The 26,065-nt window shown below is 34.0% G+C and carries 13 protein-coding genes; 3 read left to right on the forward strand and 10 right to left on the reverse strand.

The genetic code is table 11. The annotated features are described in order from the left end of the window. Window positions 1-91 precede the first annotated feature (91 nt). The 3 genes from AC2DGP_RS06935 (at window position 92) to AC2DGP_RS06945 (ending at window position 6,006) form a co-directional block, all read left to right on the forward strand. Window positions 92-2,554 (forward strand): glycoside hydrolase family 2 TIM barrel-domain containing protein, encoded by a 2,463-nt coding sequence (locus tag AC2DGP_RS06935; protein WP_484492283.1) that lies wholly within the window; start codon window positions 92-94, stop codon window positions 2,552-2,554. 7 nt (window positions 2,555-2,561) lie between these two features. Further along, window positions 2,562-4,418, forward strand: a complete 1,857-nt coding sequence (locus AC2DGP_RS06940; RefSeq protein WP_484492284.1) for a sulfatase family protein — start codon at window positions 2,562-2,564, stop codon at window positions 4,416-4,418. A 73-nt stretch (window positions 4,419-4,491) separates the two neighbouring features. Further along, the gene (locus tag AC2DGP_RS06945; protein WP_484492285.1) at window positions 4,492-6,006 is read left to right on the forward strand and encodes a sulfatase family protein; all 1,515 of its coding nucleotides are present in this window, start codon (window positions 4,492-4,494) and stop codon (window positions 6,004-6,006) included. Between the two features lie 109 nt (window positions 6,007-6,115). On the opposite strand, the gene AC2DGP_RS06950 is transcribed toward AC2DGP_RS06945, so the two are convergent. The 10 genes from AC2DGP_RS06950 to AC2DGP_RS06995 form a co-directional block, all read right to left on the reverse strand. Continuing rightward, window positions 6,116-9,334, reverse strand: coding sequence for a VCBS repeat-containing protein (locus tag AC2DGP_RS06950; protein WP_484492286.1), 3,219 nt, complete (start codon window positions 9,332-9,334; stop codon window positions 6,116-6,118). 250 nt (window positions 9,335-9,584) lie between these two features. Next, complete coding sequence (locus AC2DGP_RS06955) at window positions 9,585-11,162, reverse strand: RagB/SusD family nutrient uptake outer membrane protein (RefSeq protein ID WP_484492287.1); 1,578 nt, start codon at window positions 11,160-11,162, stop codon at window positions 9,585-9,587. A gap of 24 nt (window positions 11,163-11,186) precedes the next feature. Next, complete coding sequence (locus AC2DGP_RS06960; RefSeq protein WP_484492288.1) at window positions 11,187-14,525, reverse strand: TonB-dependent receptor; 3,339 nt, start codon at window positions 14,523-14,525, stop codon at window positions 11,187-11,189. 155 nt (window positions 14,526-14,680) lie between these two features. Then, window positions 14,681-15,847, reverse strand: coding sequence for a FecR family protein (locus AC2DGP_RS06965; RefSeq protein WP_484492289.1), 1,167 nt, complete (start codon window positions 15,845-15,847; stop codon window positions 14,681-14,683). Between the two features lie 121 nt (window positions 15,848-15,968). Then, window positions 15,969-16,517 (reverse strand): RNA polymerase sigma-70 factor, encoded by a 549-nt coding sequence (locus AC2DGP_RS06970; RefSeq protein ID WP_484492290.1) that lies wholly within the window; start codon window positions 16,515-16,517, stop codon window positions 15,969-15,971. A gap of 203 nt (window positions 16,518-16,720) precedes the next feature. Then, on the reverse strand, window positions 16,721-18,271 hold the full coding sequence (locus AC2DGP_RS06975) for a sulfatase family protein (RefSeq protein WP_484492291.1): 1,551 nt from the start codon (window positions 18,269-18,271) through the stop codon (window positions 16,721-16,723). Between the two features lie 234 nt (window positions 18,272-18,505). Beyond that, on the reverse strand, window positions 18,506-20,107 hold the full coding sequence (locus AC2DGP_RS06980) for a sulfatase-like hydrolase/transferase (RefSeq protein ID WP_484492292.1): 1,602 nt from the start codon (window positions 20,105-20,107) through the stop codon (window positions 18,506-18,508). A 228-nt stretch (window positions 20,108-20,335) separates the two neighbouring features. Continuing rightward, window positions 20,336-21,724 (reverse strand): glycoside hydrolase family 28 protein, encoded by a 1,389-nt coding sequence (locus AC2DGP_RS06985; protein WP_484492293.1) that lies wholly within the window; start codon window positions 21,722-21,724, stop codon window positions 20,336-20,338. Between the two features lie 8 nt (window positions 21,725-21,732). Next, window positions 21,733-23,412, reverse strand: coding sequence for a sulfatase-like hydrolase/transferase (locus AC2DGP_RS06990; RefSeq protein WP_484492294.1), 1,680 nt, complete (start codon window positions 23,410-23,412; stop codon window positions 21,733-21,735). A gap of 11 nt (window positions 23,413-23,423) precedes the next feature. Further along, window positions 23,424-25,907 carry a glycoside hydrolase family 2 TIM barrel-domain containing protein gene (locus tag AC2DGP_RS06995; protein WP_484492295.1) on the reverse strand — a complete coding sequence of 828 codons (2,484 nt, stop codon included), beginning with the start codon at window positions 25,905-25,907 and terminating at the stop codon, window positions 23,424-23,426. Window positions 25,908-26,065: the final 158 nt, after the last annotated feature.

The following is a 26,065-nucleotide window of genomic DNA, read 5'->3' on the forward strand; positions in this document are numbered from 1 at the left end:
TATGTACTATATACAGTTATTTTTGTAGCTTTCGCTTGCCATTCGTGCATTTGAACATAAAAATAAACTTTATCTTATTCAAAACTCAACAATGAAAAAAAATGTGTTCTCAATAGCAACTCTGATAATAGCTGTTTTCATCAGTATATCAAGTTTTGCTCAAAATCAAAACTTCAACAAGTCCTGGTTGTTTTTCAACGCAGAAAGTGAAGGAGCCGAATCGATGGCGTTCAATGACTCCAAATGGAGAAAATTAAATTTACCACATGATTGGGCTATTGAAGGTCCATTCGATGAGAAGTACAATGCGCGATGTGGAGGATTGCCCTTTCACGGAACTGGATGGTATCGTAAACACTTCACAATGCCTACAGAAGCAAAAGGGAAAACAATCCGTATTGAATTTGAAGGAGCTATGTACGATGCACATGTGTGGGTGAATGGAACCTTTGTTGGAAATCGTCCTTTTGGATATATAGGATTTGAATTTGATATAAGCAATGAATTAAAATATGATGGTTCTGATAATATCATAGCGGTAAAGTTGACTCCAAAGGATTTATCTTCTAGATGGTACCCTGGTGCAGGAATCTACAGATCTGTTTGGTTAAAAATTGATGAGCCAGTGCATGTTGGTCAATGGGGATCATATATAACTACTCCTACAGTCACAGAAAAACTTGCTGTGGTTCAAAACGAAACTACGGTTCAGAATAAAAGTAGCAAAACCGTAAAAGCAACTGTCAATCATGAATACTTTGATCCCAATGGAAAAAGTGTTGCAAAAAACATTGACGAAATTGTAATCGCCCCAAACTCCTCTACCATATCTGCGGTATACAATGATATAAAAAACCCAATGCGATGGGATATTGACAGTCCAAATCTATATAAACTAGTTACTACTATAGTACAAGAGGGTAAAACTGTAGACACTTACGAAACTACTCTTGGTTTACGTTCTATCTTTTACAGTGCAGAAGGTTTCTTCTTGAACAATAAAAAAGTAAGGTTTAATGGGGTATGCTTACACCATGACAATGGAGCTTTAGGTTCAGCTGTATACAAAAGAGCTGATCAAAGAAAATTACAAATAATGAAAGATATGGGGGTTAATGCAATTAGAACAAGCCATAACCCACCTTCACGTGAATTTTTAGAAGTTTGTGATGAACTTGGTTTATTAGTTTTGGATGAAGCTTTTGATGTTTGGGAAGAGGAAAAAGTACCAAATGGGTATAATGTTTTTTTTAAGAAATGGGCTGAAAGAGACATCAAAGATATGGTCCGTAGAGATCGTAATCACCCATCAATTATCATGTGGAGTACTGGAAACGAAATCCATGAACAACATGATAAGAAGAACGGTTGGAAAACTGCTAAAATGTTACATGAATACTGCAAAGAGATTGATCCTTCTAGACCTACAACTTTTGGAATGAATAATTATTCAGCTCCGTATCGTTTTAACTTTGCACAACAGGCAGATATAGCTGGTGTAAATTACAAACCTTCTAAATATAGTGAGATTATCGGTAACTACCCTGAAATGCCTATATACGGGTCAGAAACTTCAAGCTGCACGAGTAGTAGAGGTGTATATCATTTTCCAATAGAAAAATACAAACATCACGAATCATTACATGTAACAAGTTATGATATTGTTGGACCACCATGGGCCTACCCTCCTGATATTGAATTCCACTTCCAAGAAAAAAACCCTACTGTTATGGGAGAATTTATTTGGACTGGTTTTGATTACCTAGGAGAACCAACCCCGTATGGAGGGAAGGATAACTCCACAAATGGATACTGGAATGGGGACTGGCCTTCTCATGGTTCTTATTTTGGTGCAGTAGATTTATGTGGATTTCCTAAAGACAGATTTTTCTTATACCAAAGCCAATGGAGTTCTAAACCTATGATACACCTTTTACCTCACTGGAACTGGAAAGGTATGGAAGGACAGACGATACCCGTTTATTGTTACACCAATTGTGATGAAGCAGAGTTGTTCGTTAACGGGAAATCAATGGGAAAAAAAGTGAAAGGAAAAGATCTTACAGAAATTCTAGTTGACTTTATGAGATATGAACCTAAAACATTCAAATCTAAATATCGTTTGTCTTGGGACGTTCCTTATCAAGCTGGGACTATAAAGGTAATTGGTTATAAAGGTGGTAAACAAATACTAGAGGAATCTATAACCACTGCAGGAAAACCAACTAAAATTCAATTAACAGTAGACCGAAAAGAAATAGACGCCGATGGTAACGATTTATCTTATGTAACTGTAAAAATACTTGACAAAAACGGTAATATGTGTCCCCTTGCAGCTAATGAAGTAAACTTCTCTGTAAGAGGAAATGGTACACTTGTTGGAGTGGATAATGGAAACCAAATAAGTTTAGAACCTTTTCAAGCTAAAAAAAGAAAAGCATTTAATGGAATGTGTTTGGCAATTTTAAAATCTACAGAAAAAGCAGGAAAAATAACACTTTACGCTAAATCTAAACAGTTAAAAAGCGCAAAAGTTACTATTGAAACTAAATAATAAAAAAATGAATCAAAAACTCTCTCCTTTTAAAATTTTATTATTCTTCTGTGTTGTAAATTCCTTTTTAGGAACTGCACAAAAGAAAACCCCAAATATTGTTTGGATTGTATCTGAGGACAACTCTAAGCATTATATGAAACTATTCGATGAAAATGGTGTAGAAACTCCAAGCATTGAGAACTTAGCTAATCATGGTGTTATTTTCACCCATGCATTCTCAAATGCGGCAGTATGTAGTGCTGCAAGATCTACCTTGATCGCTTCCTCTTATGGTCCAAGATTAGCGACACATTATCATCGTAGAATGGCAAAAGTTGAAATGCCAGATGGTGTTGAAATGTTTCCTGCGTATCTAAGAAAAGCAGGATATTATACGACCAATTGTGCTAAAGAAGATTATAATATTATCAAGGAAGATAATGTTTGGGATGCATCCTCTAAAAAAGCATCTTGGAGAAATCGCAAAAAAGGCCAACCTTTCTTTCATGTATTCAATATTGCAACTACCCATGAAAGCAGAATGCATTTTAGCAGAGAAGATATGAAGGCAGGAACTAAAAATGATCAAAAAAATGTTTTTGTACAGCCTAACCACCCTCAAACAGGACTATTTAAATACTCAAACGCTAGATACCATGACAAAATTCAAGAAATGGATTCTGAAGTGGGTGCCGTTGTAGCAGAATTAGAGAAAGATGGTTTGCTAGAAGATACCTTTATTTTTTACTATGGCGATCACGGTGGGGTTTTACCAGGCAGTAAAGGGTACATAAACGAAATGGGAGTTCATGTTCCTCTAGTTGTTTATATTCCTGAGAACTACAAAAACTTGGTTTCGGTAAAAGCAAACACCAAAGAAGATGGTTTTGTGAGTTTCGTTGATTTCGGAGCAACAGTATTAAATTTAGCTGGTGTCAAAACCCCAAAAGGAATGGATGGTATCCCTTTCTTAGGAAAAGGTGTTTCTGCAAAAGATCTATCTAAGCGAGATGAAACTTTTAGCTATGCGGATCGTTTTGATGAAAAATATGATATGGTGCGTGCTGTAAGAAAAGGTAAATTCAAATACACTAGAAACTACCAGCCTTTTAATTTTAACGGTCTAATGAATAATTATCGATACAAACAACTAGGATACCAACAATGGAGTAATTTTTACAACAAAGGTAAACTTAATGATATTCAAGCACAATTTTACGAACCAAAACAACCTGAAGAATTGTATGATGTTGAAAAAGATCCTTTTGAAACAAAGAATTTAGCTCAGCTTCCAGAATACCAAGAAACCTTAAAATCACTAAGAAAAAATCTAAACAAACGCATTGCAAAAATGCCCGATTTAGCGTTTTATCCTGAATTTTACTTGATCAACAATGCTTTTGATAATCCGGTGAAATTTGGACAAAAACACAAAAAAGACATCAAAAATTATCTAAAAGTAGCCAATTACAGTCTTTTTGAATTTAATGAAGTTGAAGAAAAACTAAGAAATAGTCTTACTTCAACGGATCCTTGGGAAAGGTATTGGGCACTTATAGATTGTAGTGTTTTCGGTGAGGAAGCAGATACTTTTAAAGATCTAATTAAACAGATTGAAAAAAATGACAATGAATTAATCAATCGAGTTCGCGCCTCTGAATACCTAGGTCTTACAGGGCTGTCAAATCCTGTTGCATCCATGACTAATTGCTTGTATAATTCGAATGACGGAGGAGAAGCACTTCTAATTCTAAATTCTATTGTTTTAATGAGTGATGGTGGAAATAAATATAAATTTCAACTGAACAAAACAAAGCTAAAGAAAAATGCTCTAGATGAGCCACAGGTTTTAAGACGTTTAGAATATCTAATTAAATCATAAAACTAGAATAACTAGAAAAGGAAACTCTATTCTTTTTCTAGTTTTTTTTTGAAATCTAATCAAAACAGGAAACATGAAACATCTATTATTATCAATAAACTTACTTTTTTTGTCGGTCATAGGCATCGCTCAAAACCAACCCAATGTAATAGTTATTTTAGCTGATGATATTGGTGTTGGAGATCTCTCACATTACAGAAGACTACATTCAGATAACATTATACTTGAAACGCCAGCCTTGGATAAACTAGCTAAAAGTGGAATGATGTTCACTAAAGCCAATGCCCCGGCCGCTTTATGTGCTCCTTCAAGATACGCTATCATGACAGGTAACAGTTGTTATAGAAGTCCCTATCCATGGGGTGTTTGGGGATCATTTCAGGCTTCCCCAATAAAAGACAACCAGCTTACATTAGGTAGACTCATGCAAAAAGCTCACTATACTACTGCATTCTTAGGAAAATGGCATCTTGGAGGTGATTTTTTAGAAAAGGGAAGCGACTCTAAAATATACAGAGGTAATAGAGCTAAACCTGAAACAAATGTAGACATCACAAGAATGATTAACGGACCTCAACAAAAAGGATTTGATTATAGTTTTACATTGCCTGCAGGAATTCAAGATTATCCATATGCTGTTTATGAAAACGGAACTATGATGCCTTTGAAAGAAGACTCTAAAGTAGCATATATTTCTCAGGAAAACATGACTAAAATTGGGGTAAAACTTGATAAACTAGAAGGACTTGGTGATAGTAATTGGGATCCTCATCACATAGGTCCTTTGCTGATTGGCAAGGCTGTAAATTTTATTGAAAAAAATGCAAATAAAGACAAACCATTTTTCATGTATTATTGCTCGCAAGCAGTGCATAAACCTCATGCTCCTCCAGCGTATTTAAATGGTAAAAAAATTGCTGGCACTACTCCTTCAAAACATTTAGATATGGTGAAAGAGCTTGATGTTCAAATAGAAATGATGGTTGCATCTTTAAAAAAACAAGGAATTTATAAAAATACTTTGATTATTTTCACTTCAGACAATGGTGGTTTGATGATAAAACAAACTTTGGCATCAGGGCACAAACCTAGTGACATTTATAGAGGTGGTAAAAATCAGGCTTTTGAAGGAGGTTATAAAGTACCATTTATTGCTAGCTGGCCCGATAAAATTAAGTCTAAATCAAAATCTAATATTCCAGTTCTAGGCTTAGACATAATGGCAACTCTTGCAGCTCTAACGAATCAAAAAATTCCAGAGGGACAAGCTATGGATTCCTCTAACCTTCTACCTCTTCTTCTTAAGAAAGACAAACAAAAAATCCATCCATATATCATGGTTCAAAGTGGAACCGGTAAGGAAGTAATGATTCTTAAAGAGAGATGGAAATTAATTATTAAGTTGGATAAAAAAGACAAGACAGATAAAACAAGAACTCCAATCGCTCTGTTTGACTTAGAAAAAAATCCAACAGAGAAAAAGAATCAAAACCTAATAAACTCTCCTAAATACAAAGAGTTAATTGCGGAGTTATTTAAAACATACAACGAGACTAGAGACAGTAAAATAAAAACTGCTATTCGATAGTTGAACCACAAAACAAAAGGGAATCGAATAATTTCGATTCCCTTTTCAAACAACAACCAATTGATAGACTAAAATACTTCATATATTTTAGCCCCACTCAATGTCTTTATCAATTGTTCAAATAAAACAATTGATGTCTATCTTTATTATTTATTACGTAAAGAAATGGTTTCTCGTTTTTGTCAAACCAAATAACATCTCGAACATCTCTGTTAGCAAAAAATCCTGATTTTTTAGATGCTACATATTTGAATCCGCCAGCACCATTACCTTTTAATACCACACCAATACCTGCATCAGACTTTGTCGTTTCAACTTCTGATTGATAATTATTCCCAGCCATTAACAAGTCTTTCTTCCCGTCTTGATCAAAGTCATGATAAACGATACTGTTTATCGGAAAATATTGTGCTTGATTAGGAAAAGGTTCGAATTTAAATTTATTGTTTTCGTTTATAAAAACACCTGATCTAAATTCATTCGCTTCATAATGCAATGCCGATTTAATTCCAGGTCCAACAATTCCAGCCAAATCAGAATTGGCAAATTTTTGATAAGATTTTATCTTATTTTTTAAATGCGGTAACTGTTGAGTTGAACAACTCTTACCTCTCACCGGAACCTGTTTGTTTTTATATTCCTTTGCTAAAAAAACATCTTCTATTCCGTTAAAATCAAAATCACTTGTATACACATGAAATGGTTTTTTCTTTGATGCTTTAAATTTATAATTCAATCCAAGGTTACCTGCAACAATATCTAAATCTCCATCATTATCAATATCCTCTACCAAAATTTTATTCCACCAACCTTTGGTACTACTCAATTCAGAATAGGCTTCGCTTTTCACCAACTGTTTATTTTTATTTAAAAATACTTCGAGACCCATCCATTCTCCGCAGACTACTAAATCAGAAAAACCATCTTTATTTATATCTACCCATTGCGCCGCCGTGACCATCCCCAAGTCAAGAAATCCTGGAGCTAATTCTTTTGTTTTAATTTGAAATTTACCATTGTTGTTAACCAACAAATAACTTTCTGGCGCATAAGGATATTTACCAGGGATAACTCTTCCTCCAATAAACAAATCCATATCACCATCCCTATCGTAATCTTCAGAAATTACAATAGATCCAGAATTATTTACAACAGGAATTAAATTTCTAGACTTGTAAAAGCCTCCTAGCCCATTATTTAAATACAAACGATCTGAAAGCAATTCAGAATTTTCTTCAAATTCATAACTACCACTTACTACATACAAATCTAAATCACCATCATTATCAGCATCAAAAAATGTTGCAGCGGTATCTTCATAAGCACGATCTTCTACAAAAGCATTAATTTTCTTCTCCTTCAAATCATTTTTCTTTGTTCCTATCAACATTTTTCCTGGTTGGGTATGCCCACCTCCAACATACAAGTCATCAATACCGTCTCCATTTACATCTCCCTTAGCTAGACACGGACCGGTTTGACTTAATTTATGAGGTAACAAAACTTGTTTATTATAGTCATTAAAATAAGGGTCTTGATGTATCTCATTTGCTTTTTTCTCTGTAAACAACTTTTGATCATCATTTTTCACGTTATTTACAACTCGAGCGTTCTTATAGTTTAAAACGATATGTTGGTTCACTTTTATATTCTTTAAAAGCTGTGATGTACCGTCCAACCATTGAACCTCTAAACTCTTAATACCTACTCCCTTTTTAACACCAAAATTTAGTTTATTCGACACTGATGATAAAAAACCTCTAGTATTTGTTAATTGCCTTACTTGAACAGAATTATCTGAAAGGTGAATCTTTACCTTTGCACCCGAACCAAATTTATTAGTCTCTGGACCGTTTAACGAAATAGACAAAAACCCTCCCAGTTGTTGTTCTACAGCGTTATTTTTTAACAATGTTGCCTTTTCATTTATATTATTTACAACAATGTCTAAATCTCCATCGTTATCTAAATCGGCATAAATAGCACCATTTGAAAATGTTGGTTTGGTATCATTCCAAGAATCAGATGTATTTTCAAAAGTTAAATCACCATTATTCTTAAAAAAATAATTGTTTAACTTTTGCTGTGGTAACATTTTTGTAAACTGCAAGAAATCTTCCGCAGTAGGTTTTCTACCATTTTTCCTTAAAATGGAAAGAATTTTATTATTGGTATCTCTATCAATCACATCTCTATAAACCCCATTGGTTATATAAAAATCATTGAAACCATCTAAGTCAAAATCCGCTGACAAGATAGACCAACTCCAATCTGTGTTAGCAATACCTGCCATTTTACTTATTTCACTAAAATTCTTTTGCCCGTTATTTAATTGCAACATATTATGCATGTATTGATAATGATATCCATTTTCAACCATGGCCTCAAAGTTTTCAATGGAAGTCATTCCCATCGTTGTTTTTGATCTAATATAATCTTCTGGGTTCATATCCAAAGTCATCAAATCTTCTAACCCATCGTTGTTTATATCCGCATAATCGCTTCCCATACTATTAAAAGACATATGCTTAAAATACGTATCTCTAGATTCAACAAAACCTCCATTTTGATTATTGATATAGACTAAATCCGGATAATTAAAGTCATTACAAACATATAAATCTAGCCAACCGTCATTGTTTAAATCACCTACCTGGGGATTCAACCCAAAACCTAAATCTGTAATTATACCCGACTTTTTTGAAACATCTGTAAAATGTCCGGTTCCATCATTTTGATATAAACGATCGTTTCCTTTTAAGGCTGCATTTTTTGAATTTTTATCAGCACTTCTTAAATCTAAAATTTTTATTTTCCCTTCAATATCAGGAGAATTGGAAACATAAACATCCAAATCATTGTCATTATCATAGTCAAAAAAGGTTGTTTGTATGGTACGGTTATCATCCGCAATACCAAGTTCTTTTGCACTTTCTGTAAATGTTAGATCTCCATTATTGATAAATAATAAATTTGCAAACTTTCCTCCTTGATGCTTCCAACCACCTCGTGATATATATATATCCAGCAAACCATCTGCATTGACATCTACCATCGTTACCCCAGTATCAAAGCCTTCTTTATGATGTATCCCAGCACTTTCTGTTATGTCTTTAAACTTTAAGTCACCTTGATTCAAAAAAAGTTTATTCTCTCCTGTATTAGATGTAAAAAATAAATCAATCAACCCATCATTATTTATATCCCCTGCGGCAACTCCCCCACCTATATACAAGTACATATACTTGTAATAATTTGTTTTCACATCCTCTTTTAAAACATTTGAAAAATTCAAACCAGAAACCCCTGAAGTAACATTGGAAAACATTTTTTGTTTTTTAGGACTTTCTTTTTCCTGCGTTTTCGTGCAAGCGCATAAAAAAAAGAGTGATAAAAAAAAGAGAAAAAATTTTCTAATATGTAGTGAGGTATACTTCATTTTGTGATTCATTTATTTAAAGACTAAATGTATATTTTTTTTGAAAAAAAAGATGCATAGATTCAATGAATATTAAATAGAAACGGCAAGAATCCCAAGATCCTTACCGTCTCAATCAAACCAAATTAATCGAATGTCTTTATTCTCCTAATCCAGGTAATAATTTTATTTGAGCCGCAGGAATAGGTGCAAAATAATTCTCAGTACCTAAAGAACCAATAATTGGATTTTGAACCGCTATAATTCCTCCATTTTTATTATCTGGCGTAACTTGAGGATCTCTATTTCCAAGTGCCTCGGCTACCTTTTCTTTTCTAACCAAATCATTCCAACGTATCCACTCACCAGCTAATTCCCATTTTCTTTCTGTAAAAGTCAAATCCGCTAAATCTCCAGAAGTAACATCTTGATATGTCAATCCTGCAATTGGATTACCCTCAGCATCTAATTGTGGCACTGCGGTTGGGACTGCTGTAGCATAAGGCAAGCCTGCTGCTCTACGTCTTACCATATTCAAGGCTTCCCAAGCTTCTGCCGATGCCCCTCCTACTTCACCTGAAGCTTCTGCATAAATCAACAACACTTCCGCATATCTCATATAGAAATCATTTCTACTTGTAAAGAATACTCCTAAAGGAACATCTAAATCCGGTCCTACGATTTTCTTAAATACAGGTGTCACTTGATCATTAAAATTCGTCCAATCTAAATCAGTTCTGTAAGTTGCCTCTTTTCTTGCTCCTTCTGGAAAATCCTCAAAAAATCTAATCTCAGCAAAAGTTTCACCCCAACCTTTAAGGTCTCCTGGCATTCCCAAACAAGCAAACTTCCCATTTTGAGTACCACAAGGTTGACAGTAAGCAATAGTCCATGTACTTTCTTTATTAAACCTATTATCCATTGTCCAAAGGTTCTCTAAATTACTTTCTAATTCAAATCCATGAGACGCACTATTATCAATTACTTCTTTCGCCGTAGATTGTGCTTTGGCATATTTAGTATTGTCCTTAACCGGGAATCCTGCCCAATCCATATATAAGCGTGCTAATAACGATTTAGCCGAACCTTTATTTGGTCTAGGAGCACCATCTTCTACACCAGGATAAATTACTGGTAACAAAGCCACCGCTTGATTTAAATCTCTTTCAATTTGCTCATACACCTCAATCTCAGAAGAAAGTTTTATGTCATAATCAATTTCTGGAGTGGTAGGTAATGCAATTTTCCCATGCACACGAGCTAAATGAAAAAACATTGCACCACGTAAAAAATATACCTCACCTAAAAGTCTTTGCTGTACCTCAGGATCCTCTAATGTAATTCCTTCAATGTTTTTTAATACATTGTTTGCAGCAGCAATCATTCCATAAATGTTATTCCAATTCTGAACAGTTCTACCATTTGCGTTGGATATACTTCTTTGATCAAATTCTCTAAAATCTGCTTTGTTACTAGTTTTATGAGTAGTCATATCATCACCACTCCAACCATTCACATAGAACGTAGACCACATGGACGCATTTCTTAATTGTGCATATATTCCATTTACGCCTAAGTCTAATTCAAATATTGAACTATAGGCTCCAGGAGCTAATCTAATCTCTGTTGGATCCTCTTCTAAATCTACACAACTTTGAAGAGAAACAGTCAAGATGCAAATAGAGGCAATAGCAGCCATGAACATCTTAAATTTTCTATGAATATTTAATTTTATCATTTTTGTATGTTTTTAGTTTGGTTATTAAAGTTGGAATTTTGCTCCGATAGAAAAAATTCTAGGATTTGGATACGCTCCGGCATCAATACCAACTGCACTATCTGTATTTGCTGGATTTACAGCTACATCCGCAGGTCTAGAACTTAATTCTGGATCATACCCTGAATATTGAGAGATCAAGAATAAATTTTGACCACCCCCATATATTTTCAAAGTTTCAATTCCTTTAATATTTCTAAAAGTATAACCAATATTTAAGTTACTTAATCTTATGAAATCACCTTTTTCAACATATCTGGTAGACCCATAAACATTTTCTCCAGTTGCTGGAATATCTGTTTCATTAGTAGGTGTCCATTGATTTAATTGCTCTGGATGCATATAACTTCTTTGGTTTCCTGAAGCTCCAACAATAATTGCTCTTGTAGTATTATAAACATCAAATCCATGAACTCCTTGAATGAAAAGGTTTATATCCCAATTCTTGTAGGTAAACGTATTGTTGAAACCCCACATAAAATCTGGTGTACCATTTCCGATAGCTCCAATAACTTTTTCGTTATTATCATCTAGTAAATACTTAGCGTCACCTGGCACTGCAATCGGATTACCAGTATCCGGATCTAATGGAATGTTATCCGTAGATTTCCATGTTCCTAAAAAAGTAGCTCCTTGGAATTGTCCTAATGGCTCCCCTACTTGAATAATATTCCAAATATCTCCTTGACCATCTGTACTTTGGAAAGTTCCTTGAATTTCAGTTTTTCCGTCATATAGACTTATTACCTCATTCTTAATCTTAGACATCGTTAAATTAGCGTCCCATCTAAAACTATCAGTATCAATAAAATTAGCTCCTAAAGTAATATCAAACCCTGTATTTTGAACCTCACCAACATTTTGAATCTGACTGATATTTACACCCGCTAATGTTTCAGGAATTGGTACATTCAATAATAAATCTGTTGTATTCTTTTTATACCAATCTAAACTTAAACTGTATTTGTTATTTAAAAATCCTAAATCAACTCCTACATTCAACTGAGTTGTTGTTTCCCAAGTAGTATCTGGGTTTCCAATCCCTGCAATTGTAGATCCTTGAACAGGAGCAGGCAAACCGTTAAAAGAATATTTTTGATTGATACTAACTTCTGGGAAAGTACTGTAGGCATTGATATCTTGATTTCCTACTTGTCCCCATCCTGCTCTAATTTTTAAGTTACTCAAAACATCGCTATCAGCAACAAAGCTCATATTGCTAAAACTGTATGATGACGCGAATGAGTAAAATGTACCTGTTTTATTATCTCCTTGAAATCTAGAAGAAGAATCTGAACGAACCGTACCTGTTAAGAAAAAGATTTTATCCCAATCGTAACCAACTCTGGCCATAAAAGAAGAAATCCCTGTTTCAACTTTATTGTTTGAAATACTATATCCTTTGTTTAATTCAGCAAAATAAAACCCTGCTGGACCAATTAAATCATTTGCTCCGTATGCATTATATCTTGACTCTCCTTTTGAAAATTCATAAACACCAGTCGCTACAACATTGTTCTTTCCAAATGACTTCTTCCAAGTTACAATATTACTTACTTGATAATTTGTAGTTTTATAACTATTAAAGTTAGCATCTGGTGCTTCAAAATCCATTTTAAGATTTTCGTTTGTGATACCAATTGTACTTGCTCCTGCTACAACAGAAAAATTCAACGATTCAACAATATCATAACTTAAGTTGAAATTCACATTCAATCGATCCTCGATTTTTTGAAGATCACTCAAGTTCAATCTATGAATTGGATTGTAGTTAAGAGATGCCAATTCTCTAGTAGAGCGCTCATTGTTCATTCCTGCATCATTTACCAATGGTGTTGTAGGATCCCAAGCAATGGCGTGTGTTACCAAAGTACCTTGGTAACGACCAAATTGTTCGATATCATTGGTTGTTTTACCTCTACTTGCGTAAATATTACTTCCAACTTTAAACTTATTCGTAATTTTTGCATTCACATTAGAACGAATAGAAAATCGTTGATATCCCGTAGTTTGAACAACACCTTCTTGGTTTAAGTAGTTTCCAGAAACAAAATAATTAAAATTTTCTGTTCCTCCACTCATAGAAAGTTGCAAGTTGTGACTTATCGCTGTTCTAAACAATAAATCTTGATAATTTGTACCTCCCGACTGTGCTAGTTCGTCTATTTCTGACTGTGGAATAAACTCGCTTCCTCTTTTTGAATTCTCAATTCTAGCAAAGTTAGCAGCATCTGCTCCTAAACTTTCTAACATTTTTGGAACAGTTGAAAAAGAAGTAAAGTAATCTACATCCATTTTAGATTTCCCAGAACCTTTCTTAGTAGAAATTAAGATAACTCCATTTGCTCCTCGAGACCCATAAATAGCTGTTGCAGAAGCATCTTTTAATACTTCCATAGAAGCAATATCATTTGGGTTGATGGTTGAAAGATCTCCTCCAATAATTCCATCTACAACAACCAAAGGATCATTGTTACCTGTTATTGAATTCGCACCACGAATCCTAACTTTAACAGGTCCACCTGGTGTTCCTGACTGTTTAGCTACCGAAACCCCGGCAGCTCTACCTTGTAAAGCGTCTTCTACCCTAGCTAATGGTTGATCTTCAAAACTTTTTGCACTAATACTAGAAATAGATCCTGTAACATCTGATTTCTTAACTGTTCCGTAACCAACAACAATCACCTCATCTAAAGTAGCTGAATCTGGTTCTAATGCAACTGTAATACCTGTTCCATCACCAATAGAAACGGTTTTTGATTTGAATCCCATATAAGAAACAATAATTGTTGTAGCACTTAATGGAGCCTCTAAAGAAAACTTACCATCAAAATCTGTAGTTCCTCCAACACTTGTTCCCTGCACCATGACAGAAGCTCCAGGTAACGGTCCGCCTGTATCATCTAAAACAGTTCCAGAAACAACTTTTGTTTGCTGAACAGTTGCAGCTGTCAAAGGCTTAGAAGGGTTGTTTAATAGCACAATTTGTTTGTCAACTATCTCATAAGAGATTTTAGTTTTATCAAACAAATTATCTAAAATTGTAAATACCAATTCATTTTCTACATTCACAGAAACTTTTCTGTTGTAGTCAACTTCATTGTCATTATATAAAATCTTAAATTCTGTCTTCTCTTCAATCTCAAGCAATACATTTTCAATGGTTACATTATCCAAATCCATGGAAATTTTAGTCAATTGAGAATAGGTATTCGCTTGTATTTGAAAGAGTGATATAATAAATAGATAAACGGTTAATTTCATCTTTAAATCAAACTTTAAGGCATAGGGGAATCGTTCTCCTACATTAATGAGATTTTTCATACTTTTGTTATAAGGTTTAGTGGTTAAAAAAAATCACTACATTTTCAATCGGGTTATGTTCCAGCATTTCCCGGTTTTTTTTTATAAATGTAGTTCTGTGGCAAGTAAAATTGGTTAAGTCATAAAAAGTAGTTTATTGGTTAAGTTTAGTTAAATTATTTAATTTGAATTCTATCACCGTTAATCACATAGGTTAATTTGTAATTTTTATCAAACGATTGTAGAACTTGTTCTATGGTTTCAACATCAAAAGTTGCAGTAAACGATTGGTTCGCTAGTCCCTCGTTAGAATTCGTGATCTGTACATTATAATGTCTTTCTAGCTTTTTTAAAATATCACGAAACTGCATGTGCTTAAATCTTATTTTCCCATACCTCCAATCCGTATAAATTGAGGTATCAACTTTTTTTATTTTTATCACTTCAGATCCCTTTTTCCAGGTAGCTTTTCTGCCTGGTTTAAGAGCTACACTATTTTGTTTACTATAGACATCGTCTTTGCTATATAAAGAAACCGCTCCTTCTACCAAAACAGTATTTACCTGTTTATCTTCTTCATAAGAACTTACATTAAACGAAGTTCCTAAAACTCGAATATTTAATTTATCCGTTGCTACAATAAAAGGATGTTTTGGATCTTTTGTCACGTCAAAAAACGCTTCTCCATGTAAAAACACTTCTCGTTTTTTACCCTCAATAAAAGCAATGGGATACTTCAATGTAGACCCTGCATTCATATGAACCTTAGTTCCATCAGACAATTCGATTTGAAAAGTTTTTCCGTAAGGGACAGATAAAACATTATAGACTAGCTTTTTTGCAATATGTTCTTTTTTGACAGTTTTATAATCTAACTGTTTTCCAATCTGTTTTCCGATGACCTTTCCTTCTGAATCAACCAACGTTTTTGATCCATCTGCTGAAATAACTTCAACTTGACCATTATCTAATTTTAACAAAACATCTTTCTCATCAAAAACAAAATCCTCTTGAGTTAAATCAATGGACGATTCAATTTTCTCGGGTCCATTATTGTAAAAATAATACACCGACAAAGAAAGAACTAAAACTGCGGCAATTCTTGAAATTTGTAACCAGTAGCTTTTTTTAGGAGTTGGCTGTAACTTTAAAAGTAAATTTTCCCAATCCTCATTTTTAGTTTCCTCTATTTTTTTAATTTTCTTTTCTCTCCGCTTGATAAACTCCCCTTCCTCTAATCGAGATAAAATTTCTTTGGCATCTTTTTCATTATAAAACTCAGAGATCTCCTGAGAATCAACCTTTTGTTTATTCAGTTTAGCCTTGGCAATTATTTTTGCCATTCGAGAAATTTTATGAACAGAATTATTTTTCATAGCAATTTAAGGTGCCTATCGGACACGTTACATTACTAAGACGATAAAAAATCAAAAGGGGGTGAAAAAAAAAAAAAAAAAAAAAAAATTAATTAAAAATAAATGCAATAAAAACATAAGCACCATTTAACATCGGTCTTAATTTTTGGTAAGCAATTCTTTTTTGTGTTTTAACCGTATTTATGGAAACGGATAACTCTTCGGAGATTTGTTCATTTTTCAAACCTTTCAAACTTAACAAAATAATTTCCTTGCATTTGTAAGGCAGAGTGTTTACTGCTTCATGCACAAGTCTAGAAACTTCTTCCATTAAAAGTTCTTTTTCAAAATAAGAATCGCTTTCCAAAATTGACATTTCTAAAGGCGACAATTCTCTTTTAATTGCAAACTCTTTACTTTTTAAATAATCTAAGCTTTTATTTCTTACAGAAGTGTAGAGGTAAGACTTGATGCTGTTTTGATTCGCAAAAACAACATCTTTTTCCCAAATTTTAATAAAAACATCTTGTACAATATCTTTCGCAATGCTCAGATCCTGCACATATTTTTCAGCAAAAATAATCAAAGACGTATGGTAAGATCCATACATATCTTTGAATTTATTTAAAGTTAGTTTCTGTTTGTTGTTGGGCTTCAATGTGGTTATTTTTTACAAAAATTTGGTCAGAACTTTGCTCAATAAAAGTAATTAAAAGATTCCTACTTGTCAAACCTAAATCTATCTAAGGCGACATTTCCACAAAAACAATGAGTTCTAAATAAACTAACAAACCCAGGTAATATGGTTAATTACATGGGTTTATTTTACTCATAAAAAAAATAATTTTTTCTTGTTTTTTTTTAATATGCCTCCCAAAAGTCATATTTTTCCCCCAAAGTATTCCCTTTTTTATCCTTTAATTCAATCGCTTTTTCAACCATCTCTCTTTTCATTGAATCTAATTTACTGCTGTATTCTGGTAAAAAGGATAGATCTGTTATCTCCCAAGGATCTTTCTTAAAATTAAATAATTGTGTCACTCTAGATCCTGCAATAAATTTCCCTCTTTTATAATGTTCTCCTTCTGATCTTACGTATTCAATTAATTTATAATCTCCCTTTCGATAGGCTCTTTGAAATTGTTTGTAGGCATGATAAGTATACGCTCGCACTTGTTCTTTTTCGCCATTTATAACTGGTAACATACTCAGTCCATCTACAGAAGTAGGAATTGGAATTTGCACTACATCGCAAATCGTAGGAAAAATATCATGTATATATGAATATGCTCCAAGTCTTTTTCCTGAATCAGGTGCTGCTCCACCAGAAATAACAAAAGGTACATGAATTCCATCCTCATCATACAAACTTTGTTTCCCCATCAAACCATGATTTCCAACTGCCAATCCACTATCTCCAGCTAATACAATCAGTGTATTATCATATTTACCTGATTTTTTCAATGCCTCTATCACTTTTCCTATTTGAGCATCTAAATGGGTAATAATTGCATAATAACTCGCCAAATGTTCTTTTGCAACCTCCTCTGTTCTAGGCCATGGAGCTAATGCTTCATCTCTTAAAACCATATCTCCGTTATCAAAAGGATGTTGCATTTGATAGGAAGGTGTCAATTCCATATTTTCTATTGGGTACATATCTCTGTATTCTTGGGGAGCTTGTCTAGGATCATGTGGAGCATGAAAAGCCAAATACATAAAAAAAGGGTCTCGTTTTTTATATTTTTTAATATAATTTACAGCATCTCTGGCAAATATTTCCGACGTATGGGGTCCTAGTTCCTCATTACCTGTAGGTCCTCTCTTATCTGTTTTTGCAATAGGTCTCTGAACCTCTTTTCCTTTGTCATCAAATTCTATTAAATAAGCATCTTTCTTTGGAAAAACACCTTTATGATCCCAATCCCAAAGTGGCATTCTGTAATGATCTGTTAAATAAACTCCAATCCCCATTATGTGATCCCCTGAATCAAATGAACGTGACAAGGAAGCTCTATCTTGATGCCATTTCCCTATTACATGAGAGCGATATCCAGATTTCCGAAAGGTTTCCCCCATCGAATGATGATCTAACGGAAGCTCTCTTCCTTTTCCTTTTAAATGAAACAACTGACGCCCGGTATGCAACATAGCCCTACTAGGCATGCAAGTAGCTCCAGAAAATGCTCCCATCAAATACGTATTTGTAAAAACTATCCCTTCTTTTGCTAGACCGTCAATATTTGGCGTTTTTACTGGCATTCCTCCAAGCTCATGAATACCGGTATATCTATGATCATCCGTATAAATAACAATCACATTTGGTTTTTTCTTTTTTTGAGCTTGTACTCCACTAAAAGAAATCAGAAAACACCCTAAAATCAAGACTCTTAAAAAATCAATTTTCATCATATAATATTTTTATAATTCGTTTAGAAAAGAACAAATTTGATTCTTTTTAAACTTCATTTCATTCAAATATAATGAACATAAACATCAAAAATACTTCGAAAATCAGAGCAGCTTCATTTTAAAACATTTGTTCTGTAAATAAGAGATTTCAACTAAATTTTACCCCAAATTTTCATCTAAAATTCAAGTAAAAAAAATCCCTTCAAGAAACTGAAAGGATCTAAAAAACAATACTTATTTTTTGCTCTTTACTTTCGGCACATAACCAGGTGCATCATGTGCTGTATCATGCAAATCATAAATTGGCAATAATTTCAGAAATCGTTCTTGTTCCTGCTTCAGACTTTTCGGCACTTTATCCCAATTCTTAATTATCGGAAAACTTACCAAATCATCTGGTGTTTTTCTAACGTCATACCAAGTTCCTTTACCATCTTTCATTACCTCAAAACCTCTAATCAACTGCTGATCTTTTCTATAAGCATAAATCCAATCTCTATGCTTTTTCGTATCAGTAGTCAAATAAGGCCATAAACTCACTCCATCAAGCTCATAATTCTTTTCTATAGCACCCCCTGTAATATCAGCAATGGTAGGCAATACATCCGCAATATTCACCAAAATATCTTGTTCTCCTTGCTTTGTTAAATTTAATCCTGGTGCATACACTATAAAAGGTACATGCGTTCCTTTTTGACTTACAGGACTCCCTTTACCATAATAATGAGTTCCATTATCAGCGCAAAAAATAAAAATGGTATTATCCTCTATTCCTAACTCCTTAAACTTCTTGATATATAGCCAGGCTTGGTAATCTAAATAATTAATATGATTTCTAATTCCAGGCTTTGATAAAGAATTATGCGTATCATATACTCCATTATCACCCGTTACATTCGGAGCATAGCGAACATATTTATTCCCTTTCCATTCAATTTTTGGGGTTTGTGGATAATTATTATTTGGATGTTGATTAAAAAAATCAACCGATCCATGCCCTAAATGCGTTGTATGATAAACGAAAAAGGGTTTATCCTCTTTGTGTTTTCTCTCCATAAAATCAAAAATAAATTCCAATTCTACATCGGGTCCAAATGTATTTAAACCAAAATTCTTTTTATCCTTTTTTGTACTTGGCCACCAAGCTAATTTTTCATTTTGACTTGGGTGATTCATTAAACGTACATGAGGTTGCCAATACCAACCATATTGCTGATAGGTATCCACTTGCTTACCTGTATCTGCATTGATATAAACCTTTTTGCCGTTTATTTTCTTAGGAATAATTTTAAAATCAGTCATAGGATTATTCGGTGCCCCTTGTTCTCCTGGAGTAAAAACCCCTTCATCAAAACCAAATTTTTGTAAATCAGATCCCTTCATCTGAGTTTTTCCAGACCAGAGTGTAGCATAGCCTGCTTTTTGAGCTATATGGCCAATCAATGTTGAACTCTCGTACAAGGGCCAAGGTCTTTTTTTTCCTTTTTTATCTGTCGAAAATCCAAGATCTCCATTATGCCACCACTTATGCTTATCGGCATATCTTCCTGTCATCATCATAGCTCTACTTGGAGAACAAATAGTAGCTGCCCAGGCCGTTTTCACATACAAACCTTCAGTGGCTAATTTTGTTAATACAGGCGTTTTAGCTCTCATATTCATATCTGTACTTTCTCCTTTAGAATCTCCATTCCAAACTTTTGAATTGTACACTGGAAACTCTCTTGCACTAATATCATCAGCATAAACCAATACAATATTAGGTTTTGTTTTTTGTGCAATACTCATTATCGGTAGCACCAAAGCAAATGAGATAATTATTTTTAAAACATTCATATCTATATTCTTTTTTCAAGGTTACATCTTAACTTTTCTTGGTTCCACAAAGCTATGCCATCATGCACAATCTGCTGTAAACAAATGTTTTTCTTATTACCATAAATGTTTTAACATTTGACGCAACACTCACTAACAACCTAAAAATCAAAACACAACCTTAAAACACCTACAAAAAAAGTCCCACAATTTCTTGCAGGACCTTTTATTCTATTCTAAATATTAAATTTACTTTCTAACAATATCTTTTTTACGAACAGCTTTTCTATTCAAAAAAGAGCTAGACACTACACCATTCGAAACATCATCTAGAACGATGAATGGACGTTCATCTTCTTCAACGGTATTTAAATGAAAATTCCTAATCGTTAAACCATCTATATGCCTCACATAAACCCCAGAAGCTGGCAACGTGCCAACCTTACTGAATTCTGGCCACCAGTTCCCAAGAGTTTCCAATGTATACTCCTTAATAACCTTGTCTGCATCCTTTTTAGTACCACCTCCGGAAACAGTCATTTGAATATTATTCATTTGAATGTCTTCAATATTATGTCCTGGCATACCTGTTATAAAGAAAGCTGAATTCTTATCCAATTCTCTATTATCTACAATAAAATCACTAAAAATAAATCCATGCATTGCTTTCATGGGAAACATTTTCTTTGGCATATCAACCCCCGCTCTTTGTTGACAAAAGGTCATAAAAACAGGTCGTGGTACATTTTTCATTACCAAATTAGAAAATGTCATATTTTTCATTTCTCCCCCTTCATTCATCTGAATTTTCAAACCAGAATCTTGAATATCAAAAAATGTACAATTAGAAACTGTTACAGATTCAAAATCTCCTCTCGAAGCCAATCCGATACGCATACCTCCCCATTTTGTAGTAAAAATGCAGTTTGTTACCGTAATATTTTTACATGGATAGCTCGTGTTTGATGCCTGTAAGCAAATAGAATCATCACTATTATCAAAGGAAGAATCACTTACTCTAACGTTGGTACACCCATCAAAATCCAAACCATCTCCATTACGATTTACACGACTGACAATTTTAATACCTGAAACAACTATTTCATTACAATAAAGCCATGCTGATGTCCATGCAGCCGGGTTTCTTAAAGTTACATCTCGAAGTTTGATATCGTTACATTTGTAAAAACGCAACAACATAGGTCTTCCTCCCAATTTTATATTAAAATTTTTAGGACTTCCATTCCCATCTATCACACCATTACCCTGAATACTAAAAGACTTCGCTTTAGAAGCAAAAATCAAACAGCGATCCATATGCGGTTCGTCCTTATAAGTGTTATAATGAGTATCGGTAGTGTAATCCTTAATATTCGGACTTCCCAATAAAACAGCTCCATTCTCTATATATAGAGTTACAAAATCTTTTATATAAAGAGTTCCGACCACAACGGTTTTACCCGCTGGAATAATGACCTTTCCTCCACCATTTTCTGTGCAAGCATCAATTGCTAATTGCACCGCTTCTGTATCAATAGTACTCCCATCGGCTTTCGCTCCAAAATCCAAAACATTGAATTCTGTCGCAAAAACCTGACACTGAATACTAAAAAAAAGAATTAATATAATTTTCTTCATACTTAAAATTAATGTCCACCTTTAGGGTGACTGTCATTTGTATATCTCAACACTTTCGGTTTACCGGTTCCTCTTGCCATGGTAATCTCCTCCTTCCAAACAGAGCGTAACTTTTCAAGAATTTCTTTGTTTTCTTTTTTGTCAGCAAGATTTTTTAATTCTGAAGGATCATTTTTTAAATTATATAACTCCTCATAGACAGGCTGTTCTCCCTCTAAAGAAGAATCCGACAAGTATCTGTAATAAGCAATATCAGGATCATGTGTTGCATACAACATTTTGTTTACAGGAACCCCCAATTCTTTAGCTGTGGCTATCTTTTTTGATGCAGAGAATGTAGTGTTTTTATAATACCTGATGTATTTCCACTCTTTATCTTGAACAGCTTCACACTTAGGGTTTCCAAACTGAGTAGACCATAGATTCTCTGTATAAACGTAATCTCTTACCTCAGCATTTTTATCCACTAATAAATTTGATATGTCCTTTCCTTGAAATACTTGAGGTATCTCTACACCCGCCATACTTAACATTGTGGGAGCAACATCTATTGACTGTACCAAAGCATCACTTTTTCTTCCTTTATTCTTTCGTTTTGCTTTAGGATTCATCACAATCATAGGAACATGTGTCGTTTTTTCATAACACAAAGCTTTTCCTCCTAGTCCTTGCTCTCCCATAAACAATCCGTGATCCGATGTAAAAACGATAATTGTATTTTTATCCAACTTCAGTTTTTTCAACTTCAAACGTAAATTCCCTACCAATCGGTCAATTCCTGTCATGGCTTGAAGCTGCCTGATATACCTTTCTTTAACATCCTTTGAAGTATCAGAATAATTATAACCTGTTTGACGATCTTCTGCACGTAACAAATCTGCAGGTAACTTTGGTGTTTTTATATCTTTTTTAGCAATATAATTTGCTGGTAAAGGAATATCTATATCTCTATATAATGTTCTATATATCTCGTCATCTGTTTTTTTCATTTTCATAGAACTAGTTCCAGCTCCATGAGGTAAATTAAAATTGATTGACAACAAAAAAGGCTTATCCGCTGGTCTGGTTTCTAAAAACTTAACTGCTCCTTTTAATTTTCTAGCATTTGGATCTAAAAAATCATCTACTCCTTCATTGATCACCTCTGGCTGAGTAGAAGCTATAGCATCATTGAAAATGTCATGTACTTGTTTTGGATAAAAACGAATATGTCCATGACCTGCATACCAATAATCAAAACTTTTTTCCATCAAGCCACTCGTATATCCTCCTTCTCCTATTGGGGCATGATTCTTACCAATCCACCCTGTATAATAACCAGCATTTCTCATAACAACTGGATATGATTTTTCCCAAGCCTCATTTGATACTGCAGTACCCGAGTTAAAATTCACCCCATGTTTTCTTTCATATTGACTTAAAAGGATAGAAATTCTACTAGGAGTACAAATAGCACTTGAAATATGTGCATTGGTAAAAAGCACTCCATCTTTTGCTAATCTATCAATGTTAGGAGTTTGTACTATTTCATTTCCTGTACATCCCATCATTCCATACGATTGATCATCGGTTAGAATAAAAACAATATTGGGTTGTTTTGACTTTTTCTGAGCTTGCAGATTTAAAAATGAACCTACTAATAAGTAAGTCATTGCGAATAAAATTTTATTCATTTTTGTAATATTCATGTTTCAATAATTTATTTTGTTTGAACCGTAATGGTTGTTTCTTTTAAATTCTCAGCGGTAGCGATAATTTTAATATTTCCAGATTTCTCCGTTGATTTCACAATTAACATTGCCAAACCATTAAAAGCTTTCCTATTTGGTTCTTGAAAAGAATCCAATGAAGTCTGGTCACCATTTCCAACAGCTGCAATACTTCCTTGTCCCGTTACTTTAAATTCAATCAGGTTGTCTGCTAATGGACATAAATTCCCATCTTTATCCACCACACGTACTGTTACGAAAGACAAATCGGAACCATCAGCATTGATCATCTCTCGATCTGCTTGTAATACTATTTTTGCAGGTTTACCTGACGTTCTAATTTCTTTTTCCGCCGCTATATTCCCATTTTTATAGGCAACTACTTTAATAGCTCCTGGGCTATAAGGAACATTCCAAGATAAGCGATATTTCGATTTATACATTCCTTTTTTAAAACCATGGTACTCAGAAGGAATCATTGTAAAATCTTTTCCTTTTATTCTTCTTCCATAAGATTTTCCGTTAACAAATAGTTCAACCTCATCACAATTAGTATAACTGTATACAGGGATCACCTCCCCTTCTTTACCTTTCCAATTCCAATGAGGTAATACATGAACCATCGGTTTTGTTGTCCACTGACTTTGGTATAAATAATAACGATCCTTAGGGAATCCACATAAATCTACAGGAGCAAAATATGATGATCTAGATGGCCAATCATCATTCCAATACCCATTTGTAGAATTATCTCTACCTCCATAAGGAGTAGGCTCTCCTAAATAATCAAAACCAGTCCAAATAAACTCTCCCAAAGAATTCGGATTTTTTTCTTGATCGTCAAACTCAATATCTGGAGCATATGCCCAAGGCGGCCCCACAATTGCATCATAACTAGACACGTGATTTGTTTCCTTTTTAGGTAAAAAATCTATTGGCAAATGATACACTCCTCTACTACTCGTTTGAGAAGAGGTTTCTGAACCATATAAAATAATCCCGGGATTGTTCTTTTTAATTTCCGCATATTTATCAGACCAATAATTCATTCCAACCACATCTATTTGATACGCTAATTTATTTTTAAATGGCGCAGGATAATAATTAAATCCAGCTGTAGTTGGCCTTGTAGGATCTTGATCATGGCATATATCACTTAAATGCTTCGCTAATTTCCATCCATCTTTTTTAGACTGCTCTAAAATCTCATTTCCGATACTCCACATAATTACAGAAGGATGATTTCTATCCCTCATAATCATATCTCTTAAGTCTCGTTCATGCCATTCATCAAAATATTTATGATACCCATTCTCTACTTTTCCTAATTTCCATTCATCAAACGCTTCTGTAATGACAACAATTCCCAATTCATCACAAATTTGTAACATTTCAGGAGAAGGAGGATTATGACTTGTTCTTAACGCGTTTACCCCCATGCTTTGCATGATCTGCATTTGACGTTGCTTTGCTCTATAGTTCACAGCAGCACCTAAAGGTCCTTGGTCATGATGCATGCAGACCCCATTCAACTGTGTAACTCTTCCATTCAATAAAAATCCTTTTTCAGCATCAAAAGCAATTGACCTAACTCCAAAGTTATTAGAAACTGCATCCACGATGTGCTTTCCTACTTTAATTGACGTTTCGGCTGTATACAAATACGAATTTCCAATTTCCCACAAAGTAACATTGTCAACATTTATATCATGAGTTAGACTAATCTCAGTTCCTTCCTCCATAGAAGCAGATGAAACCTCTCTTGCTACAACCAAACCTTGTTTGTCCTTAATTTTTGTTTCTAAAACAACTTCTACGGATGAATTACCCGTATTTTTAACCTTTGTATCAACTTGTACAATTGCATTTCCGTCTTTAATTGAGGGGGTCGTAATTGAAATACCATATTGTGGAATATGTACTGGATTGTTAATTTTCAATCTAACATTTCTATATATTCCAGCTCCTGGATACCACCTTGCCGATAAATCTTCTGGAGACAGCTGAACTGCAATAATATTTGCTTGATCAAACTTTACAAAATCCGTAATATCAAATTCAAAACCAATATAACCATAAGGTCTACCTCCCACATAAGAACCATTTACCCAAATTTTTGCATTGTTCATAGCTCCATCAAATTCTACGGAAATACGCTTATCTTTATGAATAGATTCTAGTTCAAAATGCTTTCTGTACCAAGCTTCTCCTGTAACCGGCAAACCACCAGTTCTTGCGTTATGCTTATTACTAAACGGTCCTTCAATCGCCCAATCATGAGGCAAATCAAGACTCCTCCACGAAGAGTCGTCTAACGAAACCTCCTGTCCGTTGTTAATTGAAGCCTTTTTAAACCTCCAACCCTTATTAAAATTTTGATCTTTAACAACCGTAACGGTATTTGAATTACAAGAACTTAAAGGCAGCATCAAAACAAACGATACAAGGGACATTAAAAATTTGAAATATTTCATATTCTTTTTTATTATCATAAAGTTAACTTGGGTAAATATAGCCCTATCCCAAGTGCAAAAAAAGCAAATGAATATCTGTAGCCCTTTAAAGAACATTTGTTCTACTTATTTTTCTAATCTCATAAAAGTTAAAATCATCTTTTTGACACTCCTGTGAT

Source organism: Flavicella sp. IMCC45537 (assembly GCF_057197705.1).